This window comes from Micromonospora sp. NPDC005163, assembly GCF_053599835.1.
The window spans coordinates 98159-119329 of record NZ_JBSFYP010000008.1 but is presented as its reverse complement, the minus strand read 5'-3'; the positions used below and the strand labels follow the sequence as shown (position 1 = coordinate 119329).

23 protein-coding genes are annotated in these 21171 nt (G+C 73.0%); 14 read left to right on the top strand and 9 right to left on the bottom strand.

Annotated features, from left to right (window positions below; translation table 11 throughout):
• Window positions 1-57 precede the first annotated feature (57 nt).
• The 4 genes from ACWD6N_RS08965 to ACWD6N_RS08950 form a co-directional block, all read right to left on the bottom strand.
• Window positions 58-1173 (bottom strand): lytic polysaccharide monooxygenase auxiliary activity family 9 protein, encoded by a 1116-nt coding sequence (locus tag ACWD6N_RS08965; RefSeq protein WP_354963095.1) that lies wholly within the window; start codon window positions 1171-1173, stop codon window positions 58-60.
• 118 nt (window positions 1174-1291) lie between these two features.
• A complete protein-coding gene (locus ACWD6N_RS08960; RefSeq protein WP_354963094.1) occupies window positions 1292-1747 on the bottom strand; it encodes a GNAT family N-acetyltransferase in 456 nt (151 codons plus the stop codon).
• 53 nt (window positions 1748-1800) lie between these two features.
• Complete coding sequence (locus ACWD6N_RS08955; RefSeq protein WP_354963093.1) at window positions 1801-2745, bottom strand: DMT family transporter; 945 nt, start codon at window positions 2743-2745, stop codon at window positions 1801-1803.
• A 178-nt stretch (window positions 2746-2923) separates the two neighbouring features.
• A complete protein-coding gene (locus tag ACWD6N_RS08950) occupies window positions 2924-3184 on the bottom strand; it encodes a Prokaryotic metallothionein (protein ID WP_089017074.1) in 261 nt (86 codons plus the stop codon).
• A 155-nt stretch (window positions 3185-3339) separates the two neighbouring features.
• Between ACWD6N_RS08950 and ACWD6N_RS08945 the strand changes: the two genes are divergently transcribed.
• The 3 genes from ACWD6N_RS08945 (at window position 3340) to ACWD6N_RS08935 (ending at window position 5142) form a co-directional block, all read left to right on the top strand.
• On the top strand, window positions 3340-3615 hold the full coding sequence (locus tag ACWD6N_RS08945; protein ID WP_354963092.1) for an isoamylase early set domain-containing protein: 276 nt from the start codon (window positions 3340-3342) through the stop codon (window positions 3613-3615).
• A gap of 108 nt (window positions 3616-3723) precedes the next feature.
• Window positions 3724-4470 (top strand): lytic polysaccharide monooxygenase, encoded by a 747-nt coding sequence (locus tag ACWD6N_RS08940; protein WP_354963091.1) that lies wholly within the window; start codon window positions 3724-3726, stop codon window positions 4468-4470.
• A gap of 63 nt (window positions 4471-4533) precedes the next feature.
• The gene (locus ACWD6N_RS08935) at window positions 4534-5142 is read left to right on the top strand and encodes a DUF305 domain-containing protein (RefSeq protein WP_354963090.1); all 609 of its coding nucleotides are present in this window, start codon (window positions 4534-4536) and stop codon (window positions 5140-5142) included.
• 27 nt (window positions 5143-5169) lie between these two features.
• Here ACWD6N_RS08935 and msrB read toward each other — a convergent pair whose 3' ends face one another.
• Complete coding sequence (msrB, locus tag ACWD6N_RS08930; protein ID WP_354963089.1) at window positions 5170-5574, bottom strand: peptide-methionine (R)-S-oxide reductase MsrB; 405 nt, start codon at window positions 5572-5574, stop codon at window positions 5170-5172.
• Window positions 5575-5621: 47 nt separating this feature from the next.
• Here msrB and ligD point away from each other — a divergent pair, with 47 nt between their 5' ends.
• Window positions 5622-6659 carry a non-homologous end-joining DNA ligase gene (gene ligD, locus ACWD6N_RS08925; RefSeq protein ID WP_354963088.1) on the top strand — a complete coding sequence of 346 codons (1038 nt, stop codon included), beginning with the start codon at window positions 5622-5624 and terminating at the stop codon, window positions 6657-6659.
• Between the two features lie 12 nt (window positions 6660-6671).
• On the opposite strand, the gene ACWD6N_RS08920 is transcribed toward ligD, so the two are convergent.
• Window positions 6672-6980, bottom strand: a complete 309-nt coding sequence (locus ACWD6N_RS08920) for a hypothetical protein (protein WP_387325282.1) — start codon at window positions 6978-6980, stop codon at window positions 6672-6674.
• 10 nt (window positions 6981-6990) lie between these two features.
• Here ACWD6N_RS08920 and ACWD6N_RS08915 point away from each other — a divergent pair, with 10 nt between their 5' ends.
• The 9 genes from ACWD6N_RS08915 to ACWD6N_RS08875 all read left to right on the top strand — a co-directional run bounded on the left by ACWD6N_RS08915 (window position 6991) and on the right by ACWD6N_RS08875 (window position 17292).
• A complete protein-coding gene (locus ACWD6N_RS08915; protein WP_387325279.1) occupies window positions 6991-7236 on the top strand; it encodes a hypothetical protein in 246 nt (81 codons plus the stop codon).
• A 54-nt stretch (window positions 7237-7290) separates the two neighbouring features.
• Window positions 7291-8430, top strand: a complete 1140-nt coding sequence (locus ACWD6N_RS08910; RefSeq protein WP_387325276.1) for an HNH endonuclease signature motif containing protein — start codon at window positions 7291-7293, stop codon at window positions 8428-8430.
• A 241-nt stretch (window positions 8431-8671) separates the two neighbouring features.
• Complete coding sequence (locus ACWD6N_RS08905; protein ID WP_354963086.1) at window positions 8672-9151, top strand: DUF2975 domain-containing protein; 480 nt, start codon at window positions 8672-8674, stop codon at window positions 9149-9151.
• A complete protein-coding gene (locus tag ACWD6N_RS08900; RefSeq protein WP_238648963.1) occupies window positions 9151-9366 on the top strand; it encodes a helix-turn-helix domain-containing protein in 216 nt (71 codons plus the stop codon). Before ACWD6N_RS08905 ends, ACWD6N_RS08900 begins: the two co-directional genes overlap by 1 nt.
• Window positions 9363-9527: a hypothetical protein gene (locus ACWD6N_RS08895; RefSeq protein WP_354963085.1), complete on the top strand. Its 165-nt coding sequence runs from the start codon at window positions 9363-9365 to the stop codon at window positions 9525-9527. Before ACWD6N_RS08900 ends, ACWD6N_RS08895 begins: the two co-directional genes overlap by 4 nt.
• A gap of 128 nt (window positions 9528-9655) precedes the next feature.
• Window positions 9656-12838 (top strand): ABC transporter permease, encoded by a 3183-nt coding sequence (locus tag ACWD6N_RS08890; protein WP_354963084.1) that lies wholly within the window; start codon window positions 9656-9658, stop codon window positions 12836-12838.
• Window positions 12835-15540 carry an FtsX-like permease family protein gene (locus ACWD6N_RS08885; RefSeq protein ID WP_354963083.1) on the top strand — a complete coding sequence of 902 codons (2706 nt, stop codon included), beginning with the start codon at window positions 12835-12837 and terminating at the stop codon, window positions 15538-15540. Before ACWD6N_RS08890 ends, ACWD6N_RS08885 begins: the two co-directional genes overlap by 4 nt.
• A gap of 1 nt (window position 15541) precedes the next feature.
• Window positions 15542-16537, top strand: a complete 996-nt coding sequence (locus tag ACWD6N_RS08880) for an ABC transporter ATP-binding protein (RefSeq protein WP_354963082.1) — start codon at window positions 15542-15544, stop codon at window positions 16535-16537.
• Window positions 16534-17292, top strand: a complete 759-nt coding sequence (locus tag ACWD6N_RS08875; RefSeq protein WP_354963081.1) for an ABC transporter ATP-binding protein — start codon at window positions 16534-16536, stop codon at window positions 17290-17292. Before ACWD6N_RS08880 ends, ACWD6N_RS08875 begins: the two co-directional genes overlap by 4 nt.
• Before the next feature lie 63 nt (window positions 17293-17355).
• On the opposite strand, the gene ACWD6N_RS08870 is transcribed toward ACWD6N_RS08875, so the two are convergent.
• On the bottom strand, window positions 17356-17808 hold the full coding sequence (locus ACWD6N_RS08870; protein WP_354963080.1) for a GNAT family N-acetyltransferase: 453 nt from the start codon (window positions 17806-17808) through the stop codon (window positions 17356-17358).
• 73 nt (window positions 17809-17881) lie between these two features.
• Here ACWD6N_RS08870 and ACWD6N_RS08865 point away from each other — a divergent pair, with 73 nt between their 5' ends.
• Window positions 17882-18394, top strand: a complete 513-nt coding sequence (locus ACWD6N_RS08865; protein WP_354963079.1) for a potassium channel family protein — start codon at window positions 17882-17884, stop codon at window positions 18392-18394.
• On the opposite strand, the gene ACWD6N_RS08860 is transcribed toward ACWD6N_RS08865, so the two are convergent.
• Window positions 18321-19892 carry an alpha/beta hydrolase gene (locus ACWD6N_RS08860; RefSeq protein ID WP_449935287.1) on the bottom strand — a complete coding sequence of 524 codons (1572 nt, stop codon included), beginning with the start codon at window positions 19890-19892 and terminating at the stop codon, window positions 18321-18323. The two genes, ACWD6N_RS08865 and ACWD6N_RS08860, sit on opposite strands and share 74 nt — an antisense overlap.
• A gap of 58 nt (window positions 19893-19950) precedes the next feature.
• Window positions 19951-21066: an ATP-dependent DNA ligase gene (locus tag ACWD6N_RS08855; RefSeq protein ID WP_387325269.1), complete on the bottom strand. Its 1116-nt coding sequence runs from the start codon at window positions 21064-21066 to the stop codon at window positions 19951-19953.
• Between the last annotated feature and the right edge of the window lie 105 nt (window positions 21067-21171).

The following is a 21171-nucleotide window of genomic DNA, read 5'->3' as shown; positions in this document are numbered from 1 at the left end:
CGGATTTCCCCGCCGGCCGGCGCCGCACCCCCGCCCGGGTGCGGCGCCGACCGGGGATCAACTGGTCGTCGTGCAGGAGACCAGCGGAACCTGGTTGCTGCCGTTCCACGAGCCGAGGAAACCGAACGTGGTGCTCGCTCCGGCGGCGAGGCTGCCGTTGTGGCTGACGTTGCGCGCGGTGACCAGCGTGCCGTTGCTGGCGACGGCGGCGTTCCACGCCGAGGTGACCTGCTGGCCGTTGGCGTAGTTCCAGCTCACCGACCAGCCCCTGGTGGGTGAGCCGCCGGCGGTCACCCGCACCTCGGCCTGGAAGCCGCCGGGCCACTGGCCGGTGACCGCGTACGTCGCCGTGCAGGCGCCGGCCGGCGGCGGCGTGGTCGGCGGGGGAGTGGTGGGTGGCGGCGTGGTCGGTGGCGGCGTGGTGGGCGGGGGAGTGGTCGGCGGAGGCGTGGTGGGCGGCGGGGTGCCCGGTCCGCCGGAGAAGTCCACGTCACTGCACAGGTAGTACGACTGGTCCAGGTGGCTGGCCTGCCAGATGGTGTAGACGATGTGCCGGCCGGTGCGGCCCGACGCGTTCACCGGGATCTCGATGGAGACGCCGCCGGTCTCCTGCTTCCACTGCGAGGCCGGGGTGTTGCCGATCTGGCCGGACAGCACCAGGTCGTCCCAGCCGAGCGTTTCGGTCAGCGGGTTGAAGCCCTGTCGGGTCACGTACACCCGGATGTAGTCGGCGCCGTGGCTGGCCTGGTCGAAGAAGCGGACCCGGAAGTTGCTCGACACCGGGGTGGCCTTCCAGGCGCCGACGGTGTCCAGGGCGTTGTACCGACCGCTCTGGGTGCGCCCGCCGCTGCACAGTTGACCGTTGGGAATGGCGCCCTGGTGGTTGCCGGCCACGCCCTCGCGGAACAGGCCGTTCCAGTTCCACATGGCGTTCGGGTCGGCCTGCCAGGCCTGCCAGCACATCGGGTCCTCGGTGGCCATCCGAGGGTTCTGGAAGTCGCTGCCCCAGCGTTGCCAGCAGCTGTAGTTGCGCGAGGCCGGGTCAACGACCGAGCCGTGCGCCGAGGCGGGCCGGACCAGTGCGGTGGTCAGCGCGGTGGTGAGCAGGAGCGTGGCGGCCGCCGCGCTGGCGAGCAGCCAGAGCACGCGTGGTGATCGGACGAGAGTGGACATGGAGCCCCCGGGGGGATGAGGTCGGACGACGACACCCGGACCGCCGGGAGATGCCCGCTCCCGTGCCTACTCGCAGGCTCCCGCGATGGCTCTACCCGGCACGATGCCAGGCAGATCGTCAGCCGTCAATGCCGTCGCGACGCATCGGGGTGTGCGGGATGCCGTCCTCGACGTACTCGGGGCCGCTGACCGTGAAGCCGTGCCGGGTGTAGAAGGCGACCAGGTGCGACTGGGCGTCCAGCACGCAGGGCCGGTTGCCCACCACCTCCAGCGCCGCGGTCATCAGCCGGCCGGCGTGCCCGCCGCCGCGCGCGGCGGGGGCCACCACCACCCGGCCGATCCGGGCGACGCCGTCCGGGTCGGCCAGGATCCGCAGGTACGCCAGCGGCGCGCCGCCGTCGGTCAGCCAGAGGTGCCGGGTGCCGGGTTCCACGTCCCGTCCGTCGAGCTCCGGGTACGGGCAGTGCTGCTCGACCACGAACACGTCGATGCGCAGCTTGAGCAGGTCGTGGAAGGTGTGGGCGTTCAGGTCGGCGAAGGACGCCGTCCGGACCTCGATGGTCTGCTGGGGCACCCACCGATGGTAGGCCGTCCGGTCGGGCGGGGCCCGAGGCGTCCTGCCGATGGTCACGGTACGTCCGCCCGGGTGGGGGCGAGGTAGGTGGCGGCCACGGCGGTGAGCAGCAGCGCGCCGCCGACGATCACCGGCAGCGGGAGCGGCTCGTGCAGCAACGCCACGGCCAGCGCCGCCGCGGTGAGTGGTTCGAGCAGGGTCAGTACAGCGGCGACGCTGCCCGCGGTGGTGCGCAGCCCGGCGTAGAACAGCGCGTACGCCACCGCGGTGGTGATCACGCCCAGGTGCAGCAGCAGCGCCACGGTGTCGACGCGTACCGGTACGCCGACCCCGGCGACCAGCGCCAGCGGGGCCAGGGTCAGCGCACCGATCACGGTGGAGATGGTGGTCAGCGTCATCGGCGCGGTGCGCTGCGACACCTGCCGGGTGATCAGGGTGGTCACGGCGTAGCCGAGGCCGGATCCGGCCGCCGCGAGCAGGCCGAGCAGCGGGGCGGGCGCCGCCGTGGTGGGCTCCGCGGTGGCACCGGTGATCAGGGCGAGGCCGGCCACGGCGGCACCCAGCGTCCCGAGCCGCAGCGGGCCGGGCATCCGGCGGGCCCGCACCGATTCCCACGCCGCGGCGAGCACCGGGGCGAGGCCGAGGCTGACCACGGTGGCCACGCCGACTCCGGCCAGGGCCACGGCGGCGAAGTAGAGCGCCTGGTAGAGGCCGAGGCCCACGCCGGTGAGCAGCAGCGGCACCGGCGCCGCGCGCAGGGCGGCCAGGATCGCGCCGAGCCGACCGGCGGTGCACGCCAGCAGGACGAGCGCGGCGATGGCCAGGCGGTGGAAACCGATGCTCACCGGGCTGAGCCCGGTGCTCTCGCGCAACAGTTGCACCGCTACGCCGGTGGTGCCCCACAGCACTCCGGTGACGGTGATCTGGATCAGGCCGGTGCGGGCCTGGGTGACGGCCGGGGCCGGGGCGGCCGGCGGCGCGGTACGGGAGGTGGACACGGGTGCGCTCCGAAAGGGTGAGCCGTTGACGGGACGACGTCGACGGAGCGCGTACGGCGAGGTGGCCGAGTCGGGTCAGTGACCGCTCGGCGAGAGGCGTGGCGCTCCGGTCAGGAGCGCGGCGGGGGCAGGACGCCCAGGAACGGCCGCATTCCACGACCGTACCGCAGGGGCGGGATCAGGCGGGGCGTGCCCCGACGGCGTCGCGGATCTCGGCGCCCTCGGCGCCCTCGACCGCGCGGGCGCAGTGCCCGCAGCAGAAGAACCGGCCGTTGACCTCCACGCCGTGCCCGACGATCTTGATTTCGCAGTGCTCACAGATCGGTGCCAGTCGGTGGATCGCGCACTCGAACGAGTCGAAGGTGTGCACGTCGCCGCTGACCGTGCGCACCTCGAACGCCATCCAGTAGTCGTTGCCGCAGACCTCGCACGTAGCCATAGAAACCCCCGTATCAGGACATGTGTCTTCAGAATGCCTCGCCGTGTGGCGGTACCGGGCGGAATGCCGCTACCCGGACGACCTCAGCGGCGTGTCGGCTCCGGCGTGTCGTCCGTTAGGCCGAGTGAACCGCCGCAGCACCGGGAGGGATCGCAATGATCAAGCGCAACAAACTCTTCGGCAACCAGACCCGGGTCACCTTCTGCCTGCCCCGGGACATCCCGTCCGGCCCGGTGAGCGTGGTGGGCTGCTTCAACGGTTGGGAGCCCGGTCGGCACGAGCTGGTGAGCCGCCGCGACGGCACCCGGACGGTGACCGTGCGGCTCGGGCCGGGCGAGTACCGGTTCCGCTACCTCGCCAGCGGTGGGGTCTGGTTGGACGACGAGTCGGCCGACCAGGTCGACGAGCGGGGTGGCCTGCTCCGGCTCTGACAGAAAACTCGTCACCATCGATGTATTTATCGATGGGGGTCTTTACTGTTAACAAAGTTTAAATTACGTTGAGGGGCACTCACCGGACCTGGAGAAGGAGCTGCCCCGATGCGTCGAAGAATCACCGTCCCGCTGGTGGCGGCGGGCGCCGTCGCCGCCACCCTCACCGTCGCCGCGCCCGCCCAGGCGCACGGCTACGTGTCCGCCCCACCGAGCCGGCAGGCGCTCTGCGCCCAGGGCCGGGTGCCCGACTGTGGGCAGATCAAGTACGAGCCGCAGAGCGTCGAGGGGCCCAAGGGCCTCCGCAGCTGCCACGCCGGCATCGCCCACTTCGCCGTCCTCAACGACGACAGCCGGGGCTGGCCGGCGACGTCGGTCGGCAGCTCGCTGACCTTCACGTGGGTGAACACCGCCCGGCACGCGACCAGCAACTGGGAGTACTGGATCGGCAACACCCGGGTCGCCTCGGTCAACGGCAACGGCCAACAGCCGGGCGCCACCGTCTCGCACAATGTCAACCTCGGTGGCTTCTCCGGCCGGCAGAAGATCCTCGCGGTGTGGAACATCGCCGACACCGCGAACGCCTTCTACTCCTGCATCGACGTGCAGATCGGCGGCGGTGGCGGCCCGGGGCCCAGCCCCACACCGACCCCCACCCCGACTCCGACCCCGCGGCCGACCCCCACCCCGACGCCGACCAACCCGCCTGCGGGCGGCACCTGGGCGGCCGGTCGGGCGTATCAGGTCGGTGACCAGGCCACCTACGGCGGGTCGACGTACCGCTGCCGGCAGGCGCACACCGCCATCGCCGGGTGGGAGCCGCCGAACGTGCCGGCGCTCTGGAGTCAGGTCTGACCGCACGGGTGCGGCCCCGGTCGCACCCGTGTCGCCGTCCTCGCGTGATCGGAGCAACCCGGCATGACCCGCCGAACCCCGCTGGCGCCCCTGCTCGCCGTGCTGCTGCTCACCGCCGCCTGCGCCGGACCGCCCGCGTCGACCCCGTCGGCCGTGCCTCAACCGGCGCCCACGTCCCCGGCCGGGTCGGCAGCGGCCGGGGACGCGCTGAGCGGCATCGACGTGGTCTTCCTGACCACGATGGTCGGGCACAGCGAACGCACCCTGGAGATCGTCCGGCTGGCTCGGGACCGGGTGCGGGACGGCTCGCTGCGCACCCTGGCCGCCGCCATCGACGCGACCGAGGCGGATGAGCTGGCCGCCATGCGCGGCTGGTTGCTCACGGCGGGCCCGAGTGCCAGCGCGGGCGCGCACCACCACGCCGGACACGGCGACGACGCCGCGCTCGACCGGCTACGGGCCGCATCGGACGCCGACGTCGACCGGGTGCTGCGCGAGGTGCTCGCCGACCACCAGCGGGCGGCGGCCGACCTGGCCCGGGCCCAGGTCGACGTGGGCCGCAGCGAGCAGGTTCGCGACCTGGCCCGGCGGATCGAGCAGTCCCGCACCGCCGAGGTCGAGCTGCTGACCGGGGCCGCCGGCCGCGCGGCGGTGACCGGGGTACGCCGCTGACGCCCCGCCGCGCGGTGGCTGCTCAGCTCAGCGCGATTCCAGCCGGATGGAGACCGAGTTGACGCAGTGCCGGGTGTCCTTCGGCGTGAAGCCCTCGCCGTGGAAGACGTGCCCGAGGTGGCTGTTGCAGCGGGCGCAACGGATCTCCGTACGGACCGCGCCGAGGCTGCGGTCCTCGATCTCCTTGACCCGACCCGGGATGGCGTCGTCGAAGCTCGGCCACCCGCAGTGCGAGTCGAACTTCGTGTCGCTGGAGAAGAGTTCCAGCCCGCAGGCGCGGCAGTTGTAGACGCCAGCGGTCTTGGTGTCCACGTACTCACCGGTCCACGGGCGTTCGGTGCCGGCCTCCCGGAGCACGTGGAACTCCTCGGGGGTCAGCCGGACCCGCCACTCGTCATCGGTCTGGGGCAGTTCGTTGTCGTCAAGACTCACGCCCCAACCGTACGTCGAACGTCGGGGGCGTGGCATAAGGTCGCGGGATGGGTGGCACCAAGGCAGCGGTCGCCGAGGTCGAGGTGGCCGGGCACACCGTCCGACTGAGCAGTCCCGACCGGGTGATCTTCCCGCAGCGGGGCTTCACCAAGGCGGACGTCTTCCACTACTACCTCGCGGTCGGCGACGGGATCATGCGCGCCCTGCGGGACCGGCCCACCACGCTGCAACGCTTCCCCGAGGGCGTCGAGGGCGAGATGTTCTTCCAGAAGCGGGTGCCGACCCGGGGTGTCCCGCCCTGGGTGACGACCGCGGAGATCACCTTCCCGAGCGGCCGGAGCGCGGCTGAGCTCTGCCCGGCCGATCTGGCCCACGTGGCCTGGGCGGCACAGATGGGCACGATCGTGTTCCACCCGTGGCCGGTGCGCGCCGCCGACGTGGACCGCCCCGACGAGCTGCGCATCGACCTGGACCCGCAGCCCGGCACCGACTTCGCCGACGCGGCGCGGGCCGCCGGGGAGGTCCGCGCGGTGCTCGACGAGCTGGGCGCCACCGGCTGGCCGAAGACCTCCGGCGGTCGGGGCGTGCACGTCTACCTGCGCATCGCCCCACGTTGGACGTTCACCGAGGTGCGCCGGGCGACCATCGCGCTCGCCCGGGAGGTGGAGCGCCGCTGCCCCGAGCTGGTCACCACCGCCTGGTGGAAGGAGGAGCGGGGCAGCCGGGTCTTCGTCGACTTCAACCAGATGGCCCGGGACCGGACGATCGCCTGCGCGTACTCGCTGCGGGCCAACGCGCGTGCCACCGTTTCCACCCCGGTCACCTGGGACGAGCTGCCCGACGTCGACCCCGACGACTTCGACCTGCGCACCGTCCCGGCCCGGCTCAAGGAGCGGGCCGACCCGCACGCCGGCATCGACGACACCCCGTGGGACATCACCCCGCTGCTGGAGTGGGCCGAGCGGGACGCCGCCGCCGGCCAGGGCGACCTGCCGTACCCGCCGGACCACCCGAAGATGCCCGGCGAGCCCAAGCGGGTCCAGCCCAGCCGCGCCAAGCGCACCCCTGGCGACGACAGCGCCTGACCGACCCCTGCCTCATGGCGGCGGCTGGGCCGTCCATGCCAGAAACCGGTTGAACAACTCCTGCGGGTCGGGTGCGGGGTTGGGGTTGAGCCTGTACAGGTCGGCCGTGGCGTCGAACAGCTGACCGGCCATGTAGATCGACAATGCCACCCGGTCTGCCCGGTACTCCACCCGCATCAGCATCCGGGCGGAGGCGCACGGCCAGGGGGCAGCGCACACCCGGCAGAGCCACAGGGGTCGGCGCGGCAGGTGCTGGTGCACGGGATGAAGGTTTCTCAGTGGACCGCGGTAATCGGCGGGTGAGGTGTTCGGCGCGGGCATACCCTTTACGGTGACCGAGGCGTTGCCTCGGGTCAAGGAGTCTGGTCAACTGTTTACGGTCCGCCGTATGGAGCTGGTGGGCGCTGCGGAGATTCGCGTGATGCTCGGCGGTATCAGCAAGCAGCGGGTGTACGTGATCACCAGTCACCGGAACTTCCCGGATCCGGTGGCGGACCTGGTGCAGGGAAAGGTCTGGCGGAAGTCGGATGTGATGGCCTGGATCAGGGAGCATCGGCCGGAGTTGGCCGAAGGCTGAGAAGGGCCCTCGGCGCGGCCGGGAACTGTCGTACACCTGTTCTAAAATTTGGGTGTGATCGATGAGTTGGCGCGGGCGGAGATTGCGGTGGCGGCCTGCGTCGACGCCGCCGTCTGGGCGCTCTCCGAGCACGATCTGATCGCGGCGCTCGATGCCACGCACCGGCTTCAGCAGCGGCTGGCGGCAGCGCAGTTGGCGGTTGTTCGGCAGTTGCACGGTCGGGGCACCTTGGTCGCGCAGGGCGCGTCCTCGTCGGCGGTGTGGCTGCGCCACCGCCTGCGACTCGACGTCTCCGCCGCCCGTCGGCTGGTCGGCCTCGCCGCCTCAGTCGAGGCGGCTCCGTCCGGCGTGCGCGACGCTCTGGCGAGCGGGGCGGTCACTGTGGAGCAGGCCCGGGTCATCGCCGGCACGGCCGCCGTGGTGTCGGCCTCGGCGGGCGCCGAGGTGGCCGACAAGGCCGTTGGCCTGCTGGTCGAGTGGGCCGAGCAGTTCGACCCGTCGCTGCTGCGCCGGATGGGTGCCCGGATTCTCGACCATGTCGCTCCCGACCTCGCCGACGACCTCGCCGACGACGGCGCCGCGGCGGCCCTCGCCGCCGAGGCCGCCCGGGCTGCGCGCGACCGGCACGTCACCATCTCCGAGCAGGCCGGCGAGCGGCTACGGCTCACCGGCACCCTCGACGCGGAGGGCGCCGCGCTGCTGCGCGCCGTCATCGACCCGCTCAGCGCACCCTCCGGGCCCGACGACACCCGCTCCGCCGGGCAGCGCCGCCATGACGCTCTCGCCGACGTGTGTCGGCTCGCGCTGCGCACCGGTGGGCTGCCGGAGCACGGCGGCGAGAGCGCCCAGGTTGTCGTCACCACCAGCTACGACGGACTGACGCGGCAGTTGCACGCCGGCGCCCTCGACATCGGCCTGCAGCTCACCCCCGACACGGTGCGCCGGCTCGCCTGCGATGCCGCCATCCTGCCCGCGGTGCTCGGCGGTGCCGGCCAGGTTCTCGACGTGGGCCGACAACGTCGCCTTGTCACCGGCCCGCTGCGGCGGGCACTGGTGCTGCGGGACGGCGGCTGTGCCTTCCCGGGCTGCGACCGACCACCCCGCTGGTGCGCCGCCCATCACATCGACCACTGGGCCGACGGCGGTCCGACCAGCCTCGACAATGCGGTGCTGCTCTGCGGCCACCACCACTGACACGTCCACCAGACCGACTGGGCGGTCCAACTCGCTGGCGACGGCCACCCGGAGTTCGTGCCGCCGGCCTGGCTGGATCCCGAGCAGCTTCCGCGTCGCAACCAATACCACCGGCGCACGTGAGGAGCCGATACCGCCAGGGTCAATATCAGGCGTTGCTCGCGGCAGACCTGCCGGCTCACTCAGTACAGGAAACAACATACCGATTGACTTTCGATAGATAGCGAGCGAAGCTCGATGCATGGTGACAGAACATCGAGCGGTTGCCGCTCTCCGGGTCTTTCTCGTGGTGCTGTTCGGGGTCCTGGTCCTGTTCCAGACCTTCTCGCTGCCGGGGCAGTTCGCGCACATGGCCCAGGAGTCGCCGGACGACGCCTACCTTCGGTGGCCGGCGACTGCCGTGGCGGTGTTCTGGGTGCTGTGCGTCCAGGTGGTCATCGTCTCGACGTGGAAGTTGCTCAGCCTGGTCAAGGACGACCGCATCTTCACCGAGGCGTCCCTGAAGTGGGTGGACGCGATCGTGTGGGCCATCGCCGCCGCGTGGGTGGTGCTCGTGGGTGTCTTTCTCTACGTCGGGTTCAACGCGGATGACCCGGGAGTGCCACTCCTGCTGTTCCTCCTGACGGTGGGCGTCACCGTGCTGGGGCTCCTGATGGTGGTGATGCGTGCGCTGCTGCGGCAGGCAACCACGCTGCGGACCGACATGGAAGCGGTGATCTGATGCCCATCGTCGTCCGCATCGACGTCGAGTTGGCCAAGCGCAAGATGAGCGTCGGTGAGTTCGCCGAACGTGTCGGGCTCACGCCAGCCAACGTGGCGGTGCTGAAGAACGGCCGTGCCAAGGCCGTCCGCTTCAGCACGCTGGAAGCGATGTGTCGGGTGCTCGAATGCCAGCCCGGCGACCTGCTCGAGTGGGTTGAAGAGGAGACCTCATGAGGTACGTCCTGACCGTCGCGGCCATTCTCGCGACCGCGCTCGGCGTCGCCGCCATCGTGCACGGCGAGGCCGACGACTCGCCGGGCCTCCAGTTCCTGGGCGTCGTGCTGGTGATCGGCGCGGTTGCGTTCGGAATACGGAACGTTCGGGGCGGCAGCTAGCCGTCCTGGCGTGCGGGCCGAGCTCACCTGACGCTCCCGAGTAACGATCAAGTAACGGGCGCGAACCTTTCCCGGTAGATGACCTGTCTTGATGGTCGTCGGCCCGCCAGGGCCAGGGGAGGCGTCGGATGAAGTTGGTGTGGAGGCGGGCCCGCGAGGCGCGCGGTCTGCTGGTTGCCGCGGTGATCGCCGCCCTGGTCGCCGTCGTGTTGGTCACCGGCCTTTCCGACTACAACCGCCGCGCGGTGGACGCCGGGCAGCGGGCGCTGGTGGCAGCCTCGCCGGCCGAGGAGCGCGGCCTGCTGGTCAGCGGCTCCGGTGGGCGCGACGCCGCCGAGTTCGCCGCCCGGGACGAGGCCGTGCGGGCCGGATTCGACGGCGGGTTCGCCGGCGTCCCGGTCACCGTCGCCGCGGCCCGGTACGGCACCGGCCGGGAGTTGACCGGCGACCTCGGACCCGTGCCCCGCACCGACGACGAGCCCATCTTCGCGAATGTGGCCACGTTCGACGACCTGGCCGGGCACGCGGAGCTGACCAGCGGGGCGTGGCCCCGGCCCGGGGCGAACCCGATCCAGGTGAGCCTCCCCGAGCGGGTCGCCGGCCAGCTGGGCCTGAGTGTCGGCGAACGCGTCCCGGTGCGCGACCGGTCGACCGAACAGCGCGGCGAACTCGTGGTCGCCGGCACCTGGCGGCCCCGCGACCCGACAGACGCGTACTGGCTCCTGGCCCCCGGAGTGGGGGAGGGCGGCGTCGGATCCACCACCTCGTACGGGCCGTTCGCGCTCGACCCGGCTGACTTCGCGGCCACCTTCCCGGGCTCGGTGTCGGCGTCCTGGCTGGCCGAACCGGACCTCGGCGGCGTCGACGCCGCCGACCTGCCGGCCATGCGGAAAGCCCTCACCGAGGCCACCACGGCGGTGCCCGAGGCCGCTCAACTGGGCAGCTCCGGGCAGGCGGTGACCAAGATGGAACTGCTGCTGGACCGGATCGCCCGCGCCGACCTGGTGGGCCGCTCATCGCTCGCCACCCCGCTGCTGCTCATCCTGGTGCTCGGCGGGTACGCGCTGGTGCTGGTCGCGGCCCTGCTGCACGAGGATCGCCGCTCGCAGACCGCGCTGCTGCGCGCCCGTGGCGCCGCTCGCCGGCAGTTGGCCGGCCTGGCCGCCCGCGAGGCGACCCTGGTGGTCGCCCCGGCCGCCGTGCTCGGCCCGCTGATCGCCGGTGAGGCGCTGCGGTACATCCGGCCCGGCGGGTCGGCGGAACTCTCCACCGCCGGCGGTAACACCACCCTGGTCTGGGCGGCCGCCGCGGCCGCCGCGGCCGGCTGCCTGGTCGCCATGGTTCTTCCGGCGCTGCGCAGCGCCGGCACGTACGTGGCGGACATGGCCGCCCGGTCGCGGCCGAACCGGGCCGCGAGCGTCCAGCGGGCCAGCGTCGACCTGGTGCTGGTTGCGCTCGCCGTGCTCGCCTGGGTGCAGCTGCGCCGGTACGCCTCCCCGCTGGCCGGCTCGGGTGGCCGGCTCGGGCTCGACCCGCTGTTGATCGCCGCCCCCACGCTCGGCGTGCTGGCCGGCGCCGTGCTGGCGTTGCGGGTGCTCCCGCCGCTCACGCGGTTCGCCGAGCGGTTCGTCGACCGACGGCCCTGGACGGCCACCATGTTCGGCATGTGGCAGGCCGGTCGGCGTCCACACGCCGGCCCGGTGCTGCTCCTCGCCCTCGCCGTCGGCGGCAGCACTTTGGCCTGGTCCCTGATCAGCACGGGGGAACGGTCCCAGGTTGAGCAGGCCAGTCACACGGTCGGCGCCGACCTGCGGGTGACCGAACGGACCGGGTCAGCCCCGCCGAGCCGCGCCGGTCAACTCTCCGCGCTGCCGGGCGTGGACCGGGTGTTGCCGGCGTGGCGGGACGAGACGCGGGTCGGCCGGGAGGACCTGCCGGTCACCGTGATCGGCGTTGACCCCGCCAGCGCCCCCGGCGTCGTCCGACTCGCCGACCGGCTGAGCGACGAACCGGTGTCGGACCAGTACAAGCGGATGGTCGGGGCGCGGGGGGAGCCCGCGGGCATCGAGTTGCCCGCCGACGCCCGCGCGATCACCGGCACGGTCCGCACCCCGGTGAGCAGGGCCGAACAGCCGCTCCGGGTCGCGGTGTCGCTGCTGGTCACCAGCTCCAACGGGCTCGCCCTGCGGCTGCCGGTAGCCGACTCCGACAGTGCTGGCGCGGCCACCCGGTTCACCGTGCGACTGCCCGACGTGGGCGGGGCGCGGCTGCGGCTGGCCGGGTTCGAAGCCGACGGCGGGCGGGCGGCCGGCAACTCCTACGGGCTCCAGGTGGACGGGTTGACGGTGGTCGTCACTGACGGCACGACCCGGCCCGCCGGGCTGACGGGTGACTGGGTGATGACGGTCCCCGGCAAGAAGTCCTCGCCGGTGGTGACCACCGCCACCGGGTTCGCCGCGGTCAACGCGGTGGAAGTGATTCCGGGCGGGGAGTTCGCGTACCAGCCGCCCACCCGGTTCGCCGTCGTGCCGGCCGACGACAGCACGCCCGTGCCGGTGCTGATGACCCCCGGGGTACGCGACGCACTGAGCCTGAGCGTCGGCGACACCGTCGACCTGACGCTCTCCGGGGCGACGCTCCGGGTCCGCCTGGTCGGTGAGCTGACCGCCGTGCCGGCCACCACCGGGGAGGGGGTGCTGCTCGACCTGCCCGCGGCGGTCGACACGCTGATTCGGGGCGGCGCGGTGCGACCCGTACCGGAGTGGTGGGTCGGCGCCGACGACCCGACGGCCGCCGACCGAGCGGCCAGCGAGCTGCCGGGCGTCACCGTGCTCAACCGGGAGGCGGTCATCGAGTCGGCCGCCGACGACCCGTACTGGCGCGGGTCCCGGACCGGGATGCTCGCCGCGGCGCTCGGCGCGGTGCTCCTCGCCCTGGTCGGCCTCATGGTGGACGTGTGGGCCACCGCGCGGCGCCGGCTGAGCGAGTTCGCGGTGCTGCACACCCTCGGCGCCACGCCTCGGCTGCTGGCCCGGGCGCTGCTGGCCGAACAGACCTTCCTCGCCGGCATCGGCGTGGGGGTCGGGCTGCTGCTCGGCGCCGCGGTCGGGGCCACCATGGCCCCGCTGGTCATCCTCACCCCGGCCGCCGGCCGGCCGGTTCCCCCGGCGACGTTCGCGCTGCCCTGGGTGCCGATCGGCGTGACCGCGGTCGGTCTGCTGCTGGCGGCGCTCGCCTTCAGCGCGTTCATAGCCACCGGCATCCGACAGCGGGTGGCGGCGGTGCAGCTGCGAATCGGGGGAGAACGATGAGCGTCGGCGCGGCCGTCCGGCGGGTCCGGGCGTACGGTGGGCAGTTCCTGCTCCTGGCGGTGCTGACCCTGGTGGTCACGCTGCTCATCAGCGGGGTGCCCCGGCTGGTCAACCGGCTCGCCGAACAGGGGCTGCGCGCCCAGCTGAACAGCGAGCCGGCCGCCCGCCGGGACCTCTCGTACACCTCCGAGTTCCTGACCGCCTCTCCGGTGGATTCGGTCATGGCCGACGCCCGTGGACGGTCCGAGGCCTTGGCCGAGCAGATGCCGCCGCCGGTGCGCTCGGCGGTGGAGGAGCAGTGGTTCAGCGTGGACGTCGCGCCGGCCCGACTGGTCGGCCCCGACCTGGCAGCCCGCAAACTGCTGGTCGACCTGAGTCTGCGTTCCGTCCCCGGCATCCAGCAGGCCGGCACCCTCGTCGAGGGGGCGTGGCCGAACGAGACGTACGTCCCCGGTCGGCCGATCGAGGTGGCGCTCCACGTCGACGTGGCCCGCAAGCTCAACCTGCGGACCGGCAGCCAACTGCGCATCGGTAACGCCACCCAAACCGGTCTCACCGACGCGGCCCCGGTGGTGGTGGTCGGGCTGTTCCGTCCCGTCGACCCTGCGAACGGCATCTGGGACGGGCTGCCACCGCTACAGCGGATCATCGAACCGATCGGGGACGGCCAGCCGTTGATCGTCGTGGGTGTGATCGCCGAGTCGGCCCTCAACAAGCGGGCTGCGGCCGGTTGGTCGGTGCGGTCCGACTGGCGGTACCGGCTGGGCGTCGACCGGATCGACGCGCGCCACGTGGATGAGCTGATCGACGGCCTGCAGGAGACGCAGCGCAGCAAACCGTCGAGCCTCACGTTGACCCAGGGTGTCGATGTTCCGCTGCGCGCGTTCGCCGCCCAGGTCAACGCCGCCCGTACCCTGCTCGCGGTGATCGCGGCCGGCGTGCTGGCCACCCTGGCCGGGCTGATCGTGCTCGCGGCCACCCTCGCCACCCGGCGGCGTCGCTCGGAGTTCGTTCTGCTGCGGGCCCGCGGTGGCGCCGCCACCGCCGGTGCCCGCCGCAGCCTGGCCGAGTCACTGCTGGTGGTGCCGATAGCCGCCGCGGTGGGCTGGTGGCTGGGCACCCTGTTCCCCGGCGTTCCGGACCCGACCGCGCCGTACGCCGCCGCGGCGACCGTCCTGGTCACCCTGGCGCTGCCGCTGGCGACACTGGCGGTACCGGCCGGTGGGGCGGCCCGTCGTGACCTGATCCGGGTACGCCCGTCGGCCCGCCGGCTCACCGTCGAGGTCTCCCTGCTGCTGCTCGCCGGGCTCGCCGCGGTGCTGCTGCGCCGGCGCGGCCTCACCCTCGGCGAGGTGGACCCGCTGCTGGTGTCGGTGCCGGTGCTGCTCGCGGTCGCGGCGGCGGTGCTCGCGCTGCGGGCGTACCCCTGGCCGTTGCTGCTGGTCAGCCGGCTGGCCGCGCGGACCCGGGGCAGCGTGGCCTTCCTCGGCACGGCGCGGGCCGGCCGGTCGGCCGTCGCCGCCCCGCTGGTCGTCGTGGTGCTGGCGATCGGCACCGCGGCGTTCTGCGCGGTGGTCGCCGCCGGCGTCGGCGCGAGCCGGGAACGGGCCGCCGAGCAGGTGGTGCCCGCCGACGCGGTGATCCGCGGGGAGCGCTTCGCACCCGACACCGTCGACGAGCTGGGCCGTCTGCCGGGGGTGCGAGCCGTCACGCGGGTGCTGTTCGAGTCCGATGAGCGACTTGCGGTGGACGAACTCGGCACCGACGCGCGGGTCGCGCAGACGACCGTGCTGCTGGTCGACGGCTTGGGACTGGACACGGTGGCCCGAGAATCCGATGTGGACCTGTCGGTCCCGGCCGCGCTGCGCACCGCTCGGCCCGGACCGGGGCCGCTGCCGGCGATCGTCTCCCCGGCGGTCGCGGCCGACCTGGCCAAGGCCAAGCTGGACCACTCCGCGTTCATCCTGGTGCAGGGCGAGCGGTACGAGTTCCGGGTGGCCGGCACCGAGGAGAGTTTCCCGCTGCTGTCGTCGAACAGCGGCCGGTTCGTCATCCTGCCCTGGCAGGCGCTGCCGGCGCGGAACACCACGCCCGTCCCGACCAGCCTGCTGGTCGCCGGCGACCGGTTGGACCCGGAGGCGCTGCGCCAGGCCGGTGACCAGGGACAGGAGCGGTACCAGCGCACCGGGGCGGTGACCGGCAAGGACCGGCCGATCGGGGTCACCGTCGACACCCGGGCGGGCGTCCGGCGGGATCTCGGTAACGGTGGCGCGAACGGCGTACTGGCCTTCGGGTTCGTGGCCGGCGCCGTCGGCGGCACCGTCCTCGGGTTGCTGGCCATCGCGTTCACCGTGCTGGCCGGTGCGCGAGCCCGGGGCCAGGTGCTGTCCCGGCTGCGTACCCTCGGCCTGTCCCGCCGGCAGTGGCGGGGGCTGCTGCTGGTCGAATTGACCCCGCTGGTCGCGGTGTCGGTGCTGACCGGCGCGCTGGTCGGCGCGGTGCTGCCCCTGCTGCTCAACCCGGTGCTCGGCCTGTCCGCGTTCACCAGTGGTATGCCGGTCCGGGTGGCCTTCGAACCCAGCCTGGTCGCCGCGGTGCTCGTGCTCGGGGCGGTCGCCCTCGGCTTCGCGGTCGCCGTCGAAGCCCTGAACAACCGCCGGTTGCGCCTCGGTGAGGTGCTTCGGCTCGGAGAGGAGAGCTGAGATGACCGCTACCGCCCAGACTCCACTGGTGCCCGACCTGGCCGCCCTGCAACAGCGGGCCGCGCAACGCGCCGCTGAGCGGGCCGGCGGCCAGGACCGGCTCCGTGGGCACATCGTCTGCGACGGCCTGGTGCGCATCTTCAAGACCGAGGGGGTGGAGGTGGTCGCCCTGCAGGGGCTCGACCTGGTCATCGACCGGGGTGAGCTGGTGGCGATCGTCGGTGCCTCCGGCTCGGGCAAGTCGACGCTGCTCAACATCCTGTCCGGCCTGGACACCCCGACCGCCGGTATCGCCCGGGTGGCCGACTACGACCTGCTCGCGCTGTCGGCCAAGCGGCGGCTCAGCTACCGGCGGGAGCTGGTCGGGTTCGTCTGGCAGCAGACCGGCCGCAACCTGCTGCCGTACCTGACCGCGCTGGAGAATGTCGAGCTGCCGATGCAGCTCGCGGGCAAGCGCTCCGGGCGGGCCCGGCGGCAACGAGCCCGGGAGCTTCTCGACATGGTCGGGGTGGGGTACTGCGCGGACCGGCGACCGGGGCAGCTCAGCGGCGGCGAGCAGCAACGGTGCGCGGTGGCGGTGGCGGTGGCCAACGACCCGGAGGTGCTCTTCGCCGACGAGCCGACCGGAGAGCTGGACGAGGCGACCGGCGCCGAGGTCTTCGGGGCGCTGCGCACCATCAACGCCGAGCTGGGCGTGACCATCGTGGTGGTCACCCACGACCACGCCGTGGCCACGCAGGTCCGCCGGACCGTCGCGATCCGCGACGGCCGGACCGCCTCAGAGGTACGCCGGACCGCGCGCGTCGGCGCGGACGGCAGCACCGAGCTGGTCAGCGAGGAGTACGCGGTGCTGGACCGGAACGGCCGGATGCAGCTGCCGGCCGCCTTCGTCGACGCGTTGGCGCTGCGGGAGCGGGTTCGGCTCGACCTGGAGCCGGACCATGTGCAGGTACGGCCCGGTGACCGGGCCACGGGTGGGCAGGAGGCACGGGCGTGAGCCGTCGGAACATGGTGGTGGCGGGAGCGGCCTGGCCCGGTGGTGCGGCCGGGGCCGACGGGCGGACCGGGTCCGCGCCCGGCGAGGTGGTCCGGGTCAGCGGCGTGAGCCGGACCTTCGGCCGGGGCGAGCACGCCGTGCACGCGGTGCGGGACGTCTCGTTCAGCGCCCACCGTGGCGAGCTGGTCGCCATCCGGGGCCGCTCCGGCGCCGGCAAGACCACGCTGCTGAACCTCATCGGCGGGCTGGACCGGCCCGACAGCGGTCAGGTGGTGGTGGCCGGGCACGAGGTGACCGCGGCGGGTGAGGCGGAGCTGTTGCAGCTGCGCCGGGGCACCGTCGGTTTTGTGTTCCAGACCTTCGGGCTGGTGCCGATCCTCTCCGCCGCCGAGAACGTGGGCGTGCCGCTGCGGCTGGCCCAGGTGCCGGCGGCCGAGCGGGAGCAGCGGGTCGCGGTGCTGCTGGAGCTGGTGGGCCTGGGCGGGCATGCGGCGCAGCGACCGTACGAACTCTCCGGCGGGCAGCAGCAGCGGGTGGCGGTGGCCCGCGCGCTGGCCAACGAGCCGGACCTGCTGATCGCCGACGAGCCGACCGGTCAGCTCGACTCGGAGACCGGTCGGTCGATCATGGACCTGCTTCGCGCGGTGGTGCACGCCCGTGGCATGACGGCCCTGGTGGCCACGCACGACCCGGCCCTGATCGACCTCGCCGACCGGGTGCTCAACCTGCGCGACGGTCAGCTGGTCCAGGCGTGATCCGGGCGGTGGTGGCCTCGTGGGGTGAGGGCTGACGTCGCGCGGGACACCACCGTCGGGACCTCAGAGCGCGAGCTTCATGCCCTCGTGGCTGGACACGAAGCCAAGGCCCAGGTAGAAGCGGTGCGCGTCCTGGCGGCTCTTGTCTGTGGTGAGCTGCACCAGGGCACAGCCGCGCTGCCGGGCCTGGTCGACGGCCCAGGTCATCAGATCGCGGCCCAGGCCCTGGCCGCGTCGGTCGGAGCGGACCCGGACCGACTCGATCAGGGAGCGCTCGGCTCCGTGCCGGCCGAGCCCCGGGATGTAGGTGATCTGAAGGCACCCGACCAGCTCGCCGCCCTGCTCGGCGACGATCAGCTGGTTACGGGGGTCGGCGCTGATGTCCGCGAACGCCCGCTCGTACGCCTCGTCGACCTCGGTGAAGTCGCGGGCCTTGCCCAGGACGTCGTCGGCGAGCAGGGTGATGACGGCGGGCAGGTCGGCCCGGATGGCCTCGCGGTAGATCACATCGGTCATGCCGGTGAGCCTGGCACAACGACATCGGCGGATGGGTCGGTGCCGCTTGCCGGTGCGGGGCAGCATGGGCGGCATGGAAGCCCTGCTGCTGCCGTTCCGCTGGATCTACCGGGCGTTGGTGTGGTTCGCGAACTCGCCGCGCACCCTGATCACGTCGTACCTGCTGATGATCGTGGTGGCCGGGGTGATCTATGGCGAGGTCGAGCAGCGCAGCCCCGCCGACGCCGTCTGGTGGGCGGTGGTGACCGCGTCCACCGTCGGGTACGGCGACATCTCGCCGACCAGTTGGGCGGGCCGCACGCTCGCCGCGCTGCTCATCTCGACCATGGTCCTGCTGGTCATCCCGCTGATCACCGCGCACTTCGCCAGCCGGCTCATCGTCGACGACGACGCCTTCGAGCACGAGGAGCAGGAGCAGCTCAAGGCCGACGTACGCCGGATGCGGGCGCTGCTGGAGGAGTTGGCCGCCCGGCAGGGCATCGAGCTGCCGCCGCTGCCGCGGACCGGGACGGTCACCGGGCCGGGCAGCGCAGCCCCTCCCTGGGAACGGTCAGGTCGATCAGGTAGGCGTCGACCGCGGCGGTGATGCAGGAGGTCTGCGGGTAGGCGGTGTGCCCCTCACCCTCCCAGGTGAGCACCCGGCCGACGCCGAGCATCGAGGCGAGCCGACCGGTCTGCTCATAGGGCGTCGCCGGGTCGCCGGTGGTGCCGACCACCACGATCGGCGGCGCGCCGGCCGCCTGGCCGGTCGGGTACGCGTCCCTCCCGCCCGGCCACTCGACGCAGCTCAGCATGCCGACCGCGAGCGCCGGCCCGAATAGCGGATACTTCGTGCGCCACTGCGACTGCAACTGGCGGATCTGCTCCCGGCTCGGCTTTTCCGTCTCGTCCGCGCAGTTGATGGCGAGGTTGGCGTCGAACAGGTTCGAGTAGTGCCCGTCGTCGCCCCGGCCGGCGTACGCGTCGGCGAGCCGGAACACGTCCTTCGGGTCGCCCTCGGCCAGCCGGTCGATCGCCCGGGCCAGCTCCTGCCAGCCGGACTCGGTGTAGAGCGAGGAGATGACCGCGTAGAAGACCCAGCCGGCGGTGGCCTCCCGCCCGTCGTCGCCGCGCACCGGCGAGACGCGGGCCTTGTCGATCGCCGTGGTGACGGCGGCGCGCGCGTCCGGGGCGATCGGGCAGCGGGCGGCGTTGGCGGAGCACCAGCGGGCGAAGTTGCCGAAGGCCCGCTCGAAGCCGCGGGCCTGGCTCTCCGACCCGGCCACCAGCCGCTGCCGCGGGTCGACCGCGCCGTCCAGGACCAGCGCCCGCACCCGCTGCGGGTAGAGCTGGGCGTAGATGGCGCCGAGCAGCGTGCCGTAGGAGTAGCCCAGGTAGGTGAGCTTCTCGTCGCCCACGGCGGCGCGGACCGCGTCCATGTCCCGGGCGGCCTGCTCGCTGCCGTAGAGCGGCAACTGGTCGCCGTACCGGTCGCCGCAGCCGCGCCCGATCCGCTGGCTGAGCCCCACGAAGCCGTCGAACGCGGACTGGCTGGTCGGATCGGGGTCGTAGCCGAAGCTGGCGTCCAGGTTGGCGTCGGAGATGCACTTGACCGGGCTGGACCGGCTCACCCCGCGCGGGTCGAAGCCGACGATGTCGAAGCGCTCGGTGATCGTGGTGGGCAACCCGCCGAACTGGGTGCCGAAGGAGAGGTAGACGGCGGTGTCGACGCCGGAGCCACCGGGGCCGCCCGGGTTGATTACCAGCGAGCCGACCCGGGCCCGCTGCTTCGTGGACCGGGCCCGCAGCAGAGCTATCTCGAAGGTCTGCCCCGCGCCCGGCCCGGCGGTCGCCCCGCCGCCGGTGCCCCAGTCGCGCGGCACCGCAATCCGGGCGCACTCGTAGCGCATGTTCGGGGCGCCCCGCCCGACCAACTCGTCGGCGACCTCCGGGCAGGCCCGCCAGGTCGGCGTCCCGCCGGCCGGCGCCGCCTCGCCCTCCACTTCGGTACGCGGCGCGAAGGCCGGCAGGGTGCAGCCGGCGGTGAGCAGCGCGGCCACGGCGAAGGCGGCGAGACGACGACGGACCCGGCGACTGGTCGCCATCCGAGGCTGGTCGGCGGTGCGGATCACGTGGTCCTCCGGGATCGGGTCGACGGCCAGGCTACGCCGGGCCGGTGGCGGCCCGGTCCACGGTGGCCGCCGGATCGCCGCGCAGCACCTGGTCCACGTCGAAGCGGATCGGGCGGTCGAGCTGGTCGTAGCGGCAGGAGCGGGGGTCGCGGTCCGGTCGCCACCGGACGAACTGTGCGGTGTGCCGGAACCGGTCGCCCTCCATCGCGTCGTAGCCCACCTCGACCACCAGCTCCGGGCGCAGCGGCTCCCACTCCAGGTTCTTCGTGCCGGTCCACCGGCTCACCCCGCCCGGGATGCGCTGGCCGCGCTCGTGGTCGCCGTGCACCCACGGGTGCTCGCCGCCAATGTCCCGGTAGGGCGCCAGCTCGTCGAGAAGCTCGGCCCGCCGAGCCATGCTGAACGACGCGCTCACCCCCACGTGGTGCAGCACCCCCGCGTCGTCATAGAGGCCGAGCAGCAGCGAGCCGACCACCGGACCGGACTTGTGCCAGCGGAAGCCGGCCACCACCGCGTCCGCGGTGCGGGCGTGCTTGACCTTGGCCATCAGCCGCTTGCCCGGCTCGTACGGAAGGTCGGCCGGCTTGACGATCAACCCGTCCAGCCCGGCGCCCTCGAAGACGTCGAACCAGCGGCGCGCGGTCTCCGGATCGGTGGTGACCTGGGTGACGTGCACCGGCGGACGGACCCCGGCCAGCGCATCGACCAGCCGCTCCCGGCGGCGCGGATAGGGCTGGTCGAGCAGCGCCTCGTCGCCGATGGCCAGCAGGTCGAACGCGACGAAGTCGGCCGGGGTGGTCTCGGCCAGCAGCTTCACCCGGGACGCGGCCGGGTGGATGCGCTGGGCCAGCAGCTCGAAATCCAGCCGGGGCTGGCCGTCCGGGCCGTCCCGCCGGATCACGATCAGCTCCCCGTCGACCGCGCACCGCTCGGGCAACTGCCGGAGGGCCTGCTCGACCACCTCCGGGAAGTAGCGGGTCATCGACTTGCCGCCCCGGCTGGACAGCTCCACCTCGTCGCCGTCACGGAACACGATGCACCGGAACCCGTCCCACTTGGGCTCGTACGTCACCCCGGGCGCGGTGGGCAGCTTGGGGACGCTCTTGGCCAGCATCGGCTCGACCGGGGGGTTGATCGGCAGGTCCACGGCGACCAGTCAATCAGACGGTGCCGACAGTCGTGAGGCAGATCACCGTGGGCGGCGGGGTGGCGTGTCCGCCCCCGCGCCGCTCGTCCTGTCCGGGCGAATCAG